The organism is Bradyrhizobium sp. MI1.10 (genome assembly GCF_055811035.1).
In genome coordinates, this window is the sequence record NZ_JBVVPN010000039.1 from 1 (window position 1) to 14,093 (window position 14,093).

General features: G+C 64.4%; 12 protein-coding genes. 6 read left to right on the forward strand and 6 right to left on the reverse strand.

Features of this window, described 5'->3' with window-relative positions:
* Positions 1–81: 81 nt before the first annotated feature.
* Positions 82–684 (reverse strand): heme ABC exporter ATP-binding protein CcmA, encoded by a 603-nt coding sequence (gene ccmA, locus AC0L3K_RS31125; protein WP_007598847.1) that lies wholly within the window; start codon positions 682–684, stop codon positions 82–84.
* Positions 685–926: 242 nt separating this feature from the next.
* On the opposite strand from ccmA, the gene acnA reads away from it, so the two are divergent.
* The 3 genes from acnA (at position 927) to AC0L3K_RS31140 (ending at position 5,623) form a co-directional block, all read left to right on the forward strand.
* Positions 927–3,647: an aconitate hydratase AcnA gene (gene acnA, locus AC0L3K_RS31130; RefSeq protein WP_354201513.1), complete on the forward strand. Its 2,721-nt coding sequence runs from the start codon at positions 927–929 to the stop codon at positions 3,645–3,647.
* 234 nt (positions 3,648–3,881) lie between these two features.
* Positions 3,882–4,658: a DUF1223 domain-containing protein gene (locus tag AC0L3K_RS31135; protein WP_473367500.1), complete on the forward strand. Its 777-nt coding sequence runs from the start codon at positions 3,882–3,884 to the stop codon at positions 4,656–4,658.
* A gap of 596 nt (positions 4,659–5,254) precedes the next feature.
* Positions 5,255–5,623 carry a DUF2794 domain-containing protein gene (locus tag AC0L3K_RS31140; RefSeq protein ID WP_007598853.1) on the forward strand — a complete coding sequence of 123 codons (369 nt, stop codon included), beginning with the start codon at positions 5,255–5,257 and terminating at the stop codon, positions 5,621–5,623.
* A gap of 93 nt (positions 5,624–5,716) precedes the next feature.
* On the opposite strand, the gene AC0L3K_RS31145 is transcribed toward AC0L3K_RS31140, so the two are convergent.
* The 4 genes from AC0L3K_RS31145 to AC0L3K_RS31160 all read right to left on the reverse strand — a co-directional run bounded on the left by AC0L3K_RS31145 (position 5,717) and on the right by AC0L3K_RS31160 (position 10,883).
* A complete protein-coding gene (locus tag AC0L3K_RS31145; protein ID WP_473367501.1) occupies positions 5,717–6,247 on the reverse strand; it encodes a GNAT family N-acetyltransferase in 531 nt (176 codons plus the stop codon).
* A gap of 284 nt (positions 6,248–6,531) precedes the next feature.
* Positions 6,532–7,323, reverse strand: a complete 792-nt coding sequence (locus AC0L3K_RS31150) for a Bax inhibitor-1/YccA family protein (RefSeq protein WP_007598855.1) — start codon at positions 7,321–7,323, stop codon at positions 6,532–6,534.
* A 270-nt stretch (positions 7,324–7,593) separates the two neighbouring features.
* The gene (locus AC0L3K_RS31155) at positions 7,594–10,164 is read right to left on the reverse strand and encodes an ABC transporter permease (protein ID WP_473367502.1); all 2,571 of its coding nucleotides are present in this window, start codon (positions 10,162–10,164) and stop codon (positions 7,594–7,596) included.
* Positions 10,161–10,883: an ABC transporter ATP-binding protein gene (locus AC0L3K_RS31160; RefSeq protein WP_007598857.1), complete on the reverse strand. Its 723-nt coding sequence runs from the start codon at positions 10,881–10,883 to the stop codon at positions 10,161–10,163. The genes AC0L3K_RS31155 and AC0L3K_RS31160 overlap by 4 nt, the downstream gene beginning before the upstream one ends.
* 55 nt (positions 10,884–10,938) lie before the next feature.
* Here AC0L3K_RS31160 and AC0L3K_RS31165 point away from each other — a divergent pair, with 55 nt between their 5' ends.
* The gene (locus AC0L3K_RS31165) at positions 10,939–11,574 is read left to right on the forward strand and encodes an arylesterase (protein ID WP_219681960.1); all 636 of its coding nucleotides are present in this window, start codon (positions 10,939–10,941) and stop codon (positions 11,572–11,574) included.
* 174 nt (positions 11,575–11,748) lie between these two features.
* Positions 11,749–12,285 carry an RNA 2',3'-cyclic phosphodiesterase gene (gene thpR, locus AC0L3K_RS31170; protein ID WP_007598862.1) on the forward strand — a complete coding sequence of 179 codons (537 nt, stop codon included), beginning with the start codon at positions 11,749–11,751 and terminating at the stop codon, positions 12,283–12,285.
* A 68-nt stretch (positions 12,286–12,353) separates the two neighbouring features.
* Here thpR and AC0L3K_RS31175 read toward each other — a convergent pair whose 3' ends face one another.
* On the reverse strand, positions 12,354–12,608 hold the full coding sequence (locus tag AC0L3K_RS31175; RefSeq protein WP_007598864.1) for a type II toxin-antitoxin system VapB family antitoxin: 255 nt from the start codon (positions 12,606–12,608) through the stop codon (positions 12,354–12,356).
* A 139-nt stretch (positions 12,609–12,747) separates the two neighbouring features.
* Here AC0L3K_RS31175 and zapE point away from each other — a divergent pair, with 139 nt between their 5' ends.
* Positions 12,748–13,932, forward strand: coding sequence for a cell division protein ZapE (zapE, locus tag AC0L3K_RS31180; protein ID WP_007598866.1), 1,185 nt, complete (start codon positions 12,748–12,750; stop codon positions 13,930–13,932).
* Positions 13,933–14,093 lie beyond the last annotated feature (161 nt).

The following is a 14,093-nucleotide window of genomic DNA, read 5'->3' on the forward strand; positions in this document are numbered from 1 at the left end:
CTCCCTGACCCTCCCCCACAAGGGGGGAGGGAACGGAGAGAGCGGCACCCCGCCGCTCGGAAAACTGAGGGTCCATCGGAATCACACCGCACCCCCGATCCGCAGCTCCCGCGAATCGATCCCGAGGGGGGCGTGGGTGGCGGCGACGATCAGGCCGCCGCGCGCCAAGTGCTCGCGCATCAATCCGGAAAACATGTCCTGGCCCGCGACATCCAGCGCCGTGGTCGGCTCGTCCAAGAGCCAGACCGGCCGGCGGACGGTCAGCAGGCGGGCCAGCGAGAGCCGGCGGCGTTGGCCTGCGGACAGGAAGGCGGCGGGCAGATCGGCGGCATGGTCGAGCCCGACGGTGGCGAGGCTCTCGCCGGCGTCGAAACGCTCGCCGCCCAAGAAATCGGCCCAGAACGTCAGATTCTCCGCCACGCTGAGGGCCGGCTTCAGGGCGTCGCGATGACCGAGATAATGGCATTGCTCCGGCAATGTCAGCTCGGCGTCACCTCCGTGCAGCGCGATCGTGCCGCCCGCCGGAATGAGCAGGCCCGCGATCAGCCGCAGCAGCGAGGTCTTGCCCGATCCGTTGCGGCCGACGACCGCCACGGCTTCGCCGGAGCCGGCCCCGAAATCGAGCCCGGCAAACACCTCGCGGCCGCCCCGCACGCATGTGACCCCATGTCCGGAAAGCTGCATCTCGCCTCGTACCAACCCGCTCAACGTCAGGCCTCAGGAAAACTTGGGGTAGCGTATGGGAATTTTTGGCTCGCGGATTGCCGCGGCACGTTTGTGGCTGTGGCGGCGCGGTTAGAAAGCTTCTATAAGCCCGGAACTACTTGATGCAGCAACTCAACCTGCCCCTGCAAGCGACTCAGCCTGCCTACGCTGACGGTGTTAAAATACCCTGCCGGGTATAACTAACAATTGGGATTTCCTACATGACCTCGCTCGACAGCTTCAAATGCAAAAAGACCCTCAAGGTCGGCGCCAAGACTTATGTCTATTACAGCCTGCCCACGGCCGAGAAGAATGGTCTGAAGGGAATTTCGAAACTCCCCTATTCGATGAAGGTCTTGCTCGAGAACCTGCTCCGCAACGAGGACGGCCGCTCGGTCAAGAAGGAAGACATCGTCGCGGTGTCGAAGTGGCTGCGCAAGAAGTCGCTGGAGCATGAGATCGCCTTCCGCCCGGCGCGCGTGCTGATGCAGGACTTCACCGGCGTCCCCGCCGTGGTCGATCTCGCCGCGATGCGCAACGCGATGCAGAAGCTTGGCGGCGATGCCGAGAAGATCAATCCGCTGGTGCCGGTCGACCTCGTCATCGACCACTCCGTGATCGTGAACTTCTTCGGTGACAACAAGGCGTTCGGCAAGAACGTCACCGAGGAATACAAGCAGAACCAGGAACGCTACGAGTTCCTGAAATGGGGCCAGAAGGCGTTCTCGAACTTCTCCGTCGTGCCGCCCGGCACCGGCATCTGCCACCAGGTCAATCTCGAATATCTCTCCCAGACGGTCTGGACCAAGAAGGAGAAGATGACGGTCGGCAAGAAGACCGGCACCTTCGAGGTCGCCTATCCCGACTCGCTGGTCGGCACCGATTCCCACACCACCATGGTCAACGGTCTCGCCGTGCTCGGCTGGGGCGTCGGCGGCATCGAGGCCGAAGCCTGCATGCTCGGCCAGCCGCTGTCGATGCTGCTGCCCAACGTCGTCGGCTTCAAGCTGAAGGGCGCGATGAAGGAAGGCGTCACCGCGACCGACCTCGTGCTGACGGTGACGCAGATGCTGCGCAAGCTCGGCGTTGTCGGCAAGTTCGTCGAGTTCTTCGGCCCCGGCCTCGACCATCTCTCGGTCGCCGACAAGGCGACCATCGCCAACATGGCGCCCGAATATGGCGCGACCTGCGGCTTCTTCCCGGTCGACGCCGCCGCGCTCGATTATCTCAAGACCTCCGGCCGCGCCTCGGCGCGCGTCGCGCTGGTGCAGGCCTATGCGAAGGCGCAAGGGCTGTTCCGCACCGCCAAGTCGGCCGATCCGGTGTTCACGGAGACGCTGACGCTCGACCTCGGTGACGTCGTGCCGTCGATGGCCGGTCCGAAGCGCCCCGAAGGCCGCATTGCGCTGCCGTCCGTGGCCGAGGGCTTCTCGCTCGCGCTCGCCAGCGAATACAAGAAGGCCGAGGAGCCGGCGAAGCGCTTTGCCGTCGAGGGCAAGAAGTTCGACATCGGCCATGGCGACGTCGTGATCGCCGCGATCACCTCCTGCACGAACACCTCGAACCCGAGCGTGCTGATCGGCGCCGGTCTGCTGGCGCGCAACGCCGCCGCGAAGGGCCTCAAGGCAAAGCCGTGGGTGAAGACTTCGCTCGCCCCGGGCAGCCAGGTGGTGGCGGCCTATCTCGCCGATTCCGGTCTCCAGGCCGATCTCGACAAGGTCGGCTTCAACCTGGTCGGTTTCGGCTGCACCACCTGCATCGGCAATTCCGGTCCGCTGCCCGAGGAGATCTCGAAGTCGATCAACGACAACGGCATCGTCGCGGCTGCCGTGCTCTCCGGTAACCGCAACTTCGAAGGCCGCGTCTCGCCGGACGTGCAGGCGAACTATCTGGCCTCGCCGCCGCTCGTGGTCGCCCACGCGCTCGCGGGCACCGTCACCAAGAACCTCGCTATCGAACCGCTCGGTGAAGGCAAGGACGGCAAGCCGGTCTACCTGAAGGACATCTGGCCGACGACGAAGGAGATCAACGCCTTCATGAAGAAGTTCGTGACCGCGTCGATCTTCAAGAAGAAGTATGCCGACGTGTTCAAGGGCGACACCAACTGGCGCAAGATCAAGACGGTCGAGAGCGAGACCTATCGTTGGAACATGAGCTCGACCTATGTGCAGAACCCGCCCTATTTCGAAGGCATGAAGAAGGAGCCGGAGCCGGTCACCGACATCGTCGAGGCCCGCATCCTCGCCATGTTCGGCGACAAGATCACCACCGACCACATCTCGCCGGCCGGTTCGATCAAGCTCACCTCGCCCGCCGGCAAATATCTCAGCGAACACCAGGTACGTCCGGCCGACTTCAACCAGTACGGCACGCGGCGCGGCAACCATGAAGTCATGATGCGCGGCACCTTCGCCAATATCCGCATCAAGAACTTCATGCTCAAGGGCGCGGATGGAAATATCCCTGAGGGCGGTCTGACAAAACACTGGCCAGACGGCGAGCAGATGTCGATCTACGACGCCGCGATGAAGTACCAGCAGGAGCAGGTGCCGCTGGTGGTGTTCGCCGGCGCCGAATACGGCAACGGCTCCTCGCGCGACTGGGCCGCGAAGGGCACGCGTCTGCTCGGCGTGCGCGCCGTGATCTGCCAGAGCTTCGAGCGCATCCACCGCTCCAACCTGGTCGGCATGGGCGTGCTGCCGCTGACGTTCGAGGACGGCACCTCCTGGTCGTCGCTCGGTCTGAAGGGCGACGAGAAGGTCACGCTGCGCGGCCTCGTCGGCGAGCTCAAGCCGCGCCAGAAGCTGACCGCGGAGATCGTCTCCGGCGACGGTTCGCTGCAGCGCGTTTCGCTGCTCTGCCGCATCGATACGCTGGACGAGCTGGAATACTACCGCAACGGCGGCATCTTGCACTACGTGCTGCGCAAGCTCGCGGCGTAAGCGCGGACTTGTGAACGGTGGCTCACTGCGAAGTGAGTAGTAGGTTACACGAAGGCGGCCTATCACAAGGCCGCCTTCACGCGTTTGCGGCAGGCTTCAGATGGGCCCGCCCGGCGGAGAACCCGACGCTTTGGACGGTTACTTTGGCGGACGAAAGTGTGAGGCCCGTAAGACTACGGTGACCATCCGGCGGTAAGATTTCCCTCTCACGAGCAATGGTGTACGGCGTTCGACATGACAACAATGACGGCTTCTCATCTGGTTTCACGCTGGTCCGGCGCCCTCTGGTCGGGAGCTCTTGGTCTCTGTGCAATCGTCGCCGTCATTCGTCCTGCCGAGGCTGATCCCCGCGCCGTTGTCGAATTGTTTACCTCGCAGGGCTGCTCCTCCTGCCCGCCGGCCGACAAGATCATCGGCGACCTCGCCCGCGATCCCTCGATCATCGCGCTGAGCATGCCGATCGACTATTGGGACTATCTCGGCTGGAAGGACACATTGGCCGATTCGCGCTTCTCTGCACGGCAGCGTGCCTATTCGCGCATGCGCGGCGACCGCGAAGTCTACACGCCGCAGGTCGTGGTCAACGGCTCCACGCATGTCGTCGGCAGCGACCGCACCGGCATCGAAAGCGCGATCGGCAAAACCGATAAGGGCACTGGTGTGATGAGCGTGCCGGTGACGATGTCGCTCGCTGGCAAGCAGATCAACGTCTCGGTCGCCGCGAGCAACGAGCCGACGGCGTCCCACGGCGAGGTCTGGATCTGCTCGATTGCGAAATCGGTCCCGATCGCAATCAGCCGCGGCGAAAATCGTGGACAGCAGGTCATCTATCACAACGTGGTGCGCAACCTGCTCAAGGTCGGCGACTGGACCGGCCGTCCGGAAAGCTGGACGGTGCCGATCGAGAACCTCACGCGCGACGGCGTCGACGGTGCCGTGGTCTATGTTCAGGACGGCAGCCGCGAGAAGCCGGGCCCGATGCTGGGCGCGGCGTATACGTCGCTGCACTGACGCGCACACTTCGAATCTTCCGACTCAAGCACGCTCTCAATCCTCATGGTGAGGAGGCGCGTCAGCGCCGTCTCGAACCATGCAGGCCCTACTGAGGCAGCTCGGCCTCGATCCTTCGAGACGCCGCTTCGCGGCTCCTCAGGATGAGGGGAGAGAGTTTGTGCGGAGATGGTGAGATATGCGTCGAGGCAGAAACATCCCGACACAGACAAAACCGACCCAAACAAAAAAGGACCAACTCGCGTTGGCCCTCCTTGTCGTGCGAACAGACCCGATCCTGACGGCCCCGGGGGGCTGGGGGCTGAGGAATCCGGAACCGAAAGGACCGGGTCAACGCACACAAGTCTTTTCGCAATGCAGGGCGGCAGTCGCTTGGCGGAAAAGCGGCGACACTATGATTCCTGCTAACGATCCCGTGACGGTTTGCCGCGACAGAGTTCCACCGCTGCGTGTGGGCGGTTTGCTCCGGTCCAGTGTCCTTCCAGGGGCCCCTTGCGGTGGGGAACAGTTGGCGCGATCATGCAACTGTCATGATCCGCGGTTCCGGGGACGGTTCTTCGCGGACGCGGTCATGCTGATGCGACAGGAGGCGACCTATGAGTCTGTCGGAGGATGCCGATCCGAGCGAACAGCGCGCGGCGGCGCGCCCCGCCGCTTCGAATGCGCAGCTGAGCCGCGTGACGTTCAACCGGCTCGAGCTGCACCGTATTCTCAATCTCTACGGCCGGATGGTCGCCGACGGCGAGTGGCGCGACTATGCCATCGACTTCCTCAGGGATCGCGCCGTGTTCTCGGTCTTCCGCCGCGCCTCGGAAGTGCCAATTTATCGTATCGAGAAGGATCCGCGCCTCGCGCGCAAGCAGGGCATGTACAGCGTGATCTCGGCGACGGGCTTGATCCTGCGCCGCGGCCACGAACTGGAGCGCGTGCTCCTGGTGATCGATCGCAAATTGGCGGTGGTGTGAGCAGGGATCCAGTAGCCCGGATGAGCGTAGCGACATCCGGGTCTTTGCTTGCAGCCTTCCCGGGTATCGCTTCGCTCACCCGGGCTACGGGCCTTACTTCCCCGGCACGCTCTTCGCGCCCTCGCCAAGATCCCGCTGCATCATCACCGTGTCCAGCCAGCGGCCGAATTTCAGCCCGACGCTGGGATGCGTGCCGATCATCTTGAAGCCGCCCTTGCTGTGCACGCCGATCGAACCCGCATTGGCGGAATCGCCGATCACGGCGATCATCTGGCGGAAACCGCGCGCCTCGCACTCGACGATCAGCCGCTCCAGCAGGAGCGCTCCGATGCCGCGGCGGTGGAAGGACGGATCGAGATAGATCGAGTTCTCGACCGTGAAGCGGTAGGCCGGCCGCGGCCGGTAGGCGCCGGCATAGGCGTAGCCGGCGACGCGCCCGTCGAGGATGGCGACGAAATAGGGGTAGCCGCCGTCGATCAGCGTACGGTAGCGGCGCGTCATCTCGGCGAGATCGGGCGGCTCCAGCTCGAACGTCGCGGTGCCCTCGCGGACGGCCTGCTGGTAGATGGCGGTGATGGCGGGGAGGTCGGCCTCAGTGGTGGGCCTGATATCGGGTGCGGACATGGGGCAAGATTAGAGCCTTCCTGGAACGGCTGGAAGAGGCGAACGGCCTCCCCACGCGTCATTGCGAGGGAAGCAGCCTCCATCTTCTGCGCTGTCATGCCCCGCGTAGGAGGGGCATCCAGTACTCCGAGACAGCACGGCTAGGATCGAGGCGCTGCGGCGTACTGGATCGCCCGCCCCAGTGCGCAATTGCGCACAAGGCGGGCGATGACGACGTCCGGCCCACCCAAACAAAAACCCCGGCCTTTCGGCCGGGGTTCGTGTCCGTCCTCTCGCCTCAGCGCTTAGTCGCGCTGGCCGAGGAGCTGCAGGAGCAGCGTGAACAGGTTGATGAAGTTCAGGTACAGCGACAGCGCGCCGGTGATGGCCGCACGCTCTGCGATGTCACCGCCGGCCGAGGCGTAGCCGTAGATGTAGTCGTTCTTCAGCCGCTGGGTATCCCAGGCGGTGAGGCCCGCGAACACCAGCACGCCGACCACCGACACCACGAACTGCAGCACCGAGCTCGCCAGGAACAGGTTTACCAGGCTCGCGATCACGATGCCGATCAGGCCCATGAACAGGAACGAACCCATTCCGCTCATGTCACGCTTGGTGGTGTAGCCGTAGAGGCTGAGCGCGCCGAAGGTCGCCGCGGTGATGAAGAACACCCGCACGATCGAGGTGTGCGTGAACACCAGGAAGATCGAGGACAGCGAGACGCCCATCAGCGCCGCGAACACCCAGAACAGGATCTGGGCGGTCGAGGGAGCGAGACGGTTGATGCCCGCCGAGATCACGAACACCATGGCGAGCGGCGCGAGCATGAACAGCCACTTCAGCGGGCTGACGAACATCGCGTAGCCGAACGGCGTCAGGAACAGCTTGCCGACGCGGACGGCTTCCGGGGTCGGAACATCCGTCACGGCGGCCATGTAGACGCCGAGCGCGGCCAAGCCGGTGATGGCGAGGCCAATGCTCATGTAGTTGTAGATGCGCAGCATGTAGGCGCGCAGGCCGGCATCGACCGTCGCGGCGTCAACACGCCCGGCGGCCCTGCCGAAAGGAGAAGCGTAATTGCGGTCTAGGTCCGACATGGTCGAATTCCCGTTGGTTGGTCCGGTCCGGCATGAGGGTCGCCATGCCGCCGGTTCGTCAAACTCTATCTCGGATACCGATGTCTGCCGACTAAATTTTGGCTAACAATCGGGGCTCCGAACCCACTCGATATGTGGGAAACTAACACATCCGCTGCAACCGTCCACGCGCGGCTGAATGTCGCCCTTCCCTGCAATCCAGACGAGCGGACGTGGTTAATCGCCGGAATCGTGCGATTTCGCTCCCGTGCCGCCGCCCGCTACCATTTGTCACAAATTCCGCAACACCGTGGCGGGCTTTTTGTTCAACGCCAGCAGCGTGCCGGCGAGCCCGAGGCCGACCGTGACGACCAAGGCAGCCGCGACCACGCCGGCGGCGCTGCCGCCCTGCCAGACGAAAGTGAGGGTCATCAGCCGGGTCACGATCATCCAGGCCGCGACGCTGCCGGCGAAAACGCCGAACACCGCCGTAGCGAGGCCAATCAGGAGGTATTCGAGGGCATAGGCGCCGAGCAGCCGCAGCCGGGTCGCGCCCAGGGTCTTGAGGATTACAGCATCGTAGACCCGGTGGCGATGGCCGGCGGCGAGCGCGCCGCCCAACACCAGGATCGCCGAGATCAGGGTCACCGCGCTGGCGCCGCGGATCGCCAGCGCCAGGTTGGTCACGACCGAGCCGACCGTCTCCATCACCTCGCGCACGCGCACGCTCGTCACCATCGGATAGGCGTCAGCCACCTCCCTGATGATCTTGCCGTCGCCGGCCGCATCGCCGCCGGCTTCCGTCAGCGTCGCGATGTGGGTGTGCGGCGCGCCCTTGAACGCGTTCGGCGAAAACACGAGGACGAAATTGATGCCGAGGCCCTGCCAGTCGATGCTGCGCAGATTGCTGATCTTCGCGGGGATGTCGCGGCCGAGGATATTGACCACGACCTCGTCGCCGAGCTTGAGGCCGAGTCCGTCCGCGATCTTCTTCTCCATCGAAACCAGCGGCGGGCCGGAATAATCGGCGCTCCACCACTCGCCCTCGACCACCTTGGAGCCCTTCGGCAGCTCGGCGGTATAGGTCAGGCCACGGTCGCTCTGCAGCACCCACTCGGAATCGGTGCTGGGCTTGAGCTCCTCGGCGCGGACGCCGCGGGCCCCGACGATGCGCCCGCGCAGCATCGGCACGTCATCGACCTTCGCGCCAGGGGCGAGCTGGCGCAGATATGAGTCGAACTGCTCGGCCTGCGTGCTCGGAATGTCGATGAAGAAGAACGACGGTGCGTGCTCGGGCAGTGCCGCCAGGAACTGCCGGCGCAGATTGCCGTCGATCTGGGTGATGGTGACGAGCACGGCGAGGCCGAGCCCGAGCGACAGCACGACGGAGGGCGTCAGCGCGCCCGGCCGGTGGATGTTGGCAATCGCAAGCCGCAGCATCGGCCACCGCGTGCGCGGCAGCCGCCGTGCGATCGTCATCAGCAGAGCGGCAATGCCGCGCAGCAGCGCGAACACGACCACGGAGGAGGCCACGAACACCGCGGCGATGCGCTTGTCGAAGGATAGCCCGATCACGACCGCGATGAGCAGCGCGATCACGACGGCCATGAAGACGAGATAGCTCCAGCGCGGCCGGTGCCATTCGGAGCTGATGGTGTCGCGGAACAGCGCGGCCACCGGCACGTCGTGCACCCGCCCGAGTGGCCACAGGCCGAATGCAAGCGCCGTCAGCAGCCCATAGACGAACGACAGCGCGAGTTCGTCGGCATGCACCGCCGGCACCACCGGCAGCGGCAGCAGCTTGCCGAACAGGCCGACGATTGCGAAGGGCATGGCGGCGCCGAGCGCGAGGCCGATCACCGAGCCGATCGCGGCGAGCAGGAGAACCTGGGCGAGATAGATGCCGAACACGTCGCGCCCGGTGGCCCCGACGGCCTTGAAGGCCGCGATCACCTCGAGCTTGTGATCGATATGGGCCTTGACGGCATTGGCGACGCCGGCGCCGCCGACCAGCAGCGCGGCGAGGCCGACCAGCGTCAGGAACTGCGTGAAGCGGTTGATGTTGCGCTCGAGCTGCGGCGACGCATTGGAGCGGCTGCGGACCTCCCAGCCGGCCTGCGGCGCGGCGTTGCGGGCGTCCGCGATGAAGGCGTCGGTGGCGCGCTCGCTATTGGCGATCTCCGGCAGCTTCACCCGGTAGACCCAGCGCACCAGGCTGCCGGGCTGGACCAACCCCGTGGCGCGCAGGCCCGCCTCGCTGATCAGGAAGCGCGGGCCGAAGCCGATGCCGCCGGCGAGCTTGTCAGGCTCGGCTTCGACGGCGCTGCGGATCTGGAACGTGGCAGTCCCGACGGTGACGCGATCGCCGGTCTTGAGCGACAGCCGCGCCAGCAGCGTCGGATCGGCGGCCGCGCCGAACGCGCCGTCGTGCTCTGCGAGCAGGTCGGACATCGGCAGCGGCGGCGCCAGCGTCAGCTGTCCCAGCATCGGATAGGTGTCGTCGACGGCCTTCATCTCGACCAGCGCCAGCTTGCCCTCAGCCGAGCGCGCCATGCCGCGCAGTGTGGCGGCGCTCGAGACGGTGCCGCGCGAACGCAGGAAGGCGACTTCCTCCGGCTTCGCCTCGCGCTGGAACAAGACGAAGGACACGTCGCCGCCGAGCAGCGTACGGCCCTCGCGGGCGAGGCCGTCGCTCAGGCTCGCCGATACGGAGCCGACGCCGGCGATCGCCATCACGCCGAGCGCGATGCAGGCAATGAAGACGTAGAAGCCGCGCAGGCCGCCGCGCAATTCGCGCAGCGCGTAGCGCAGCGACAGCGCAACGCCATTGGGCTTCGCAAACGGTTCGGCAGCGAGGCTCATGCCGGCGCCGACTGCGTGTCGATGCGCCCGGAGCGCAGGCGGATCACGCGATCGCAGCGATGCGCCAGCGAGGAATCGTGCGTGACCAGCACCAGCGTCATGCCGCGCTCGGCATGCTTGCTGAACAGCAGGTCGACGATCTGTTGTCCCGTGGCTTCGTCGAGATTGCCGGTCGGCTCGTCGGCAACGAGGATCGCGGGATCGGGTGCCAGCGCGCGGGCCAGCGCGACGCGCTGCTGCTCGCCGCCGGAGAGCTGCGTCGGATAGTGATGCAGACGGTCGCCGAGCCCGACCGATTGCAGCTCCTGCGCCGCGCGCTTTGTGGCGTCGGGATTGCCCGCAAGCTCGAGCGGCACCGCGACGTTCTCCAGCGCGGTCATGGTCGGGATCAAATGGAAGGACTGGAAGACGATGCCGACCTGGCGGCCGCGGAAGCGGGCCAGCGCGTCCTCGTCGAGGGCATTGAAAGGCGTGCCGCTGACCACCACCTCTCCGCTATCAGGACGCTCCAGCCCCGCCATCACCATCAGCAGCGTGGATTTGCCCGAACCTGACGGGCCGATCAGGCCGATCGTCTCGCTCCGGCCGACGCGCAGGCTGATATCCTTGAGAATGTGAACGCGTGCCGCGCCCGTACCCAATGACAGATTGACGTTGGAGATGGCGATGGTGTCCGCCGAGCTGTCGGCAAGCGACGAGGAAGAGATGCGAGTATCCATGGTCCGGTCATATGGCAACTCCGCACGCGCGGTCGAGAGGCGTTACGGATTGTTCATGCACATAGCCGTGTTGATGCTCGCTTTGATGACGGTGCCAAATCCGGCATGGGCCGAGGCTGCGAAGCCGATCAAGCTGGTGGTTCTCGGCGATTCCTTGAGCGCCGGCCTTGGCCTCCCGGCCCAGGAGGCGTTCCCCACAAAACTTCAAAAAGCCTTGCAAAACAAAAGCATAGAGGTCGACATGACCAATGCCGGGGTATCCGGCGACACCTCCTCGGGTGGTCGTGACCGGCTCGACTGGTCGGTCCCCAACGGAACCGACGGTGTGATCATCGAGCTCGGCGCCAACGATGCGCTGCGCGGCATCGATCCCGATTTGACGCGCACCGCGCTGACCGAGATCGTCCAGCGCCTCAAGGCGCGCAAGATCGCGGTGATGCTGTGCGGTATGCTGGCGCCGCCGAATTACGGCGCGGACTATGCCGCGCGCTTCAATTCGATTTATCCGGATCTGGCGAAAAAATTCGGCGTGCCGCTCTATCCGTTTTTTCTCGACGGTGTCGCGGCTGATGCCAAGCTCAACCAGGCCGACGGCATTCATCCGACCGCGGCCGGCGTCGACATCATCGTCAGGAATATCTTGCCCACGGTTGAGGCATTCATTGGCACGATAGCTGAGCAGCGGCGTTGAAAAGCAGGCAACGCTAACCGTAATTCCCAGGGTTTTACCGGGGTGAGGCGCGCGATGCTTCGCAGAGTCACACAACTGCGATAGGAATTGAGGTACCGGTGATTCGTCGCCGGCTCTAAAATTTGGATATGATCTTGCCCTGGGATCATGCCCAAGCATCGGGAGTGCGAAACGATGCCGCGTTTGTTCACTGGTCTGGAAATTCCGGCCGAGATTGGCCAGTCGCTTTCCAATTTACGGGGCGGCCTTCCCGGCGCCCGCTGGATCGATCCCGAAAATTATCACGTCACCCTGCGCTTCATCGGCAATATCGATGGCATGTCCGCCAACGAAATCGCCTCGATGTTGTTTCGCGTCGACCGCAAGCCGTTCGAGGTGAAGGTGCAGGGTTTGCAGAGTTTCGGCGGACGCAAGCCGCGCGCGGTGGTCGCCACCATCGTGCCGAGCAAGCCGCTGATGGAATTGCAGGCCGAGCTCGAGCGCCTGATGCAGCGGATCGGCCTCGACCCTGAAGGCCGCAAGTTCATCCCGCATGTCACGCTGGCCCGGCTGCACGACGCCACCGACCGTGACGTCGCCGATTATCTTTCGCTGCGCGGCTATTTTCCCAGCAAGGCGTTCACGGCCGAACGTTTCGTGCTGTTCTCGTCCCGCGCATCGACGGGCGGCGGCCCGTATGTGGTCGAGGACGCTTATGAGTTGTGTGAGTGAGTCTTGGCTCGCAGAAGACGGAGCGACGCCGACCCATATGGCGCGTAGATGCCTAGCATCGACTGAAGTCAGAATGGCAATCCGTGTTCGTCGTATCCTACTATTTCGTCGGGCATCCGGTCGGCTACCACAGGCAGCTCGCTCCAGCGTCGACGGATTGCGGCCATATCCTCCAAAAGAGCAGTTTTGCAGTACTGATTGTCGATGCGCCTGAGGCGCTCTTCGATAGCTCGCTTCGTAGCAAGAGCAACCGTCTCGCCAGTGAGTTGCGCCAGACGCCTCGCGAGCCGTTCGACCTCGGAGTCCTCGATACTAAGGGCCATGCCAGGAACCTCAAAGTAGCCGCTTTAGCCCTGTGATATCTCAATTACTCGCCTCCGACCACGTGGATGTGGGCGGAGCGCATAAGCCCTTGCGCCAATACGGAGTTGCAATTTCCGCTCATCTCTGGCGGTAAAGAGCATGCTCTCGACCCCCAGTTCCTCATTCCGCGAAGCCTATCAGGCCCAGATCGCGTCCGGCGCGATCGAGCCCGACGCTGCGCAGGCCGAAATCGCCGACGCCTATGCGGCGCTCGACCAGCGGCTCGCCGATTACAAGCCGCAGCGCAAGCAGGGCCTGCTCAGCCGCCTGTTCAGCAGCGACAAGGACGAGGCGCCGCATGGGCTCTACGTCCATGGCGAGGTCGGCCGCGGCAAGACCATGCTGATGGATCTGTTCTTCCAGCACTCGACCGTCGAGCACAAGCGGCGCGCGCATTTCCACGAATTCATGGCCGATGTGCACGAGCGCATCTACGATTTTCGCCAGGGCATCGCCCGCGGCGAGATCGCCGACGGCGACGTCATCGCGCTGACGGCGCATGCGATCTTCGAGGAGAGCTGGCTGCTCTGTTTCGACGAATTCCACGTCACCGACATCGCGGACGCGATGATCCTCGGCCGCCTGTTCGCAAAGCTGCTGGAGCTCGGCACCGTGGTGGTTGCGACCTCCAACGTCGCGCCTGACGACCTCTACAAGGGCGGTCTGAACCGTTCGCTATTCCTGCCCTTTATCAAACAGATCACCGACCACATGGACGTGCTGCGGCTCGACGCGCGCACCGACTTCCGGCTGGAAAAGCTTCAGGGCGTGCCGATGTGGTTGACGCCGGCAGACACCGAGGCCGACGCCGCGCTCGACCGCGCCTGGTCGAAGATGTCAGGCAGCGCCAAATGCAAGTCGCGCGATATTTCGATCAAGGGCCGCATCCTGCACGTGCCGTGCTCGGCCCACGGCGTGGCGCGCTTCGCGTTCGCCGATCTCTGCGAGAAGCCGCTCGGGGCATCCGACTATCTCAGGCTGGCGCACGACTATCACACCATCCTGGTCGACCATATTCCAGTGATGGATTTCTCCCAGCGCAACGCCGCCAAGCGTTTCATTACGCTGATCGACACGCTCTATGACAATGCCGTGAAGCTGATGGCCTCGGCCGATGCCAACCCGATCTCGCTCTATCTCGCCAATGAGGGCAACGAGGCCAACGAGTTCAAGCGCACCGCCTCGCGCCTGATCGAAATGAGCTCGGAATCCTATCTGGCACTGCCCCACGGTCGCAAGGATTCCACCGCCAGCGGTTCGACCAAGGGGTTGGTGGAGACTTAAGTCCTATTTCACCATCTTCTCCGGCGTCATTCCGGGGCGCGACGAAGTCGCGAGCCCGGAATCCATCCTGCCGCCGACTCTACCGCCTCATGGATTCCGGGCCTGCGCCTGTTGGCGCATCCCGGAATGACGGCCTGGGTATTCTGGCTGCTATCCCGGCA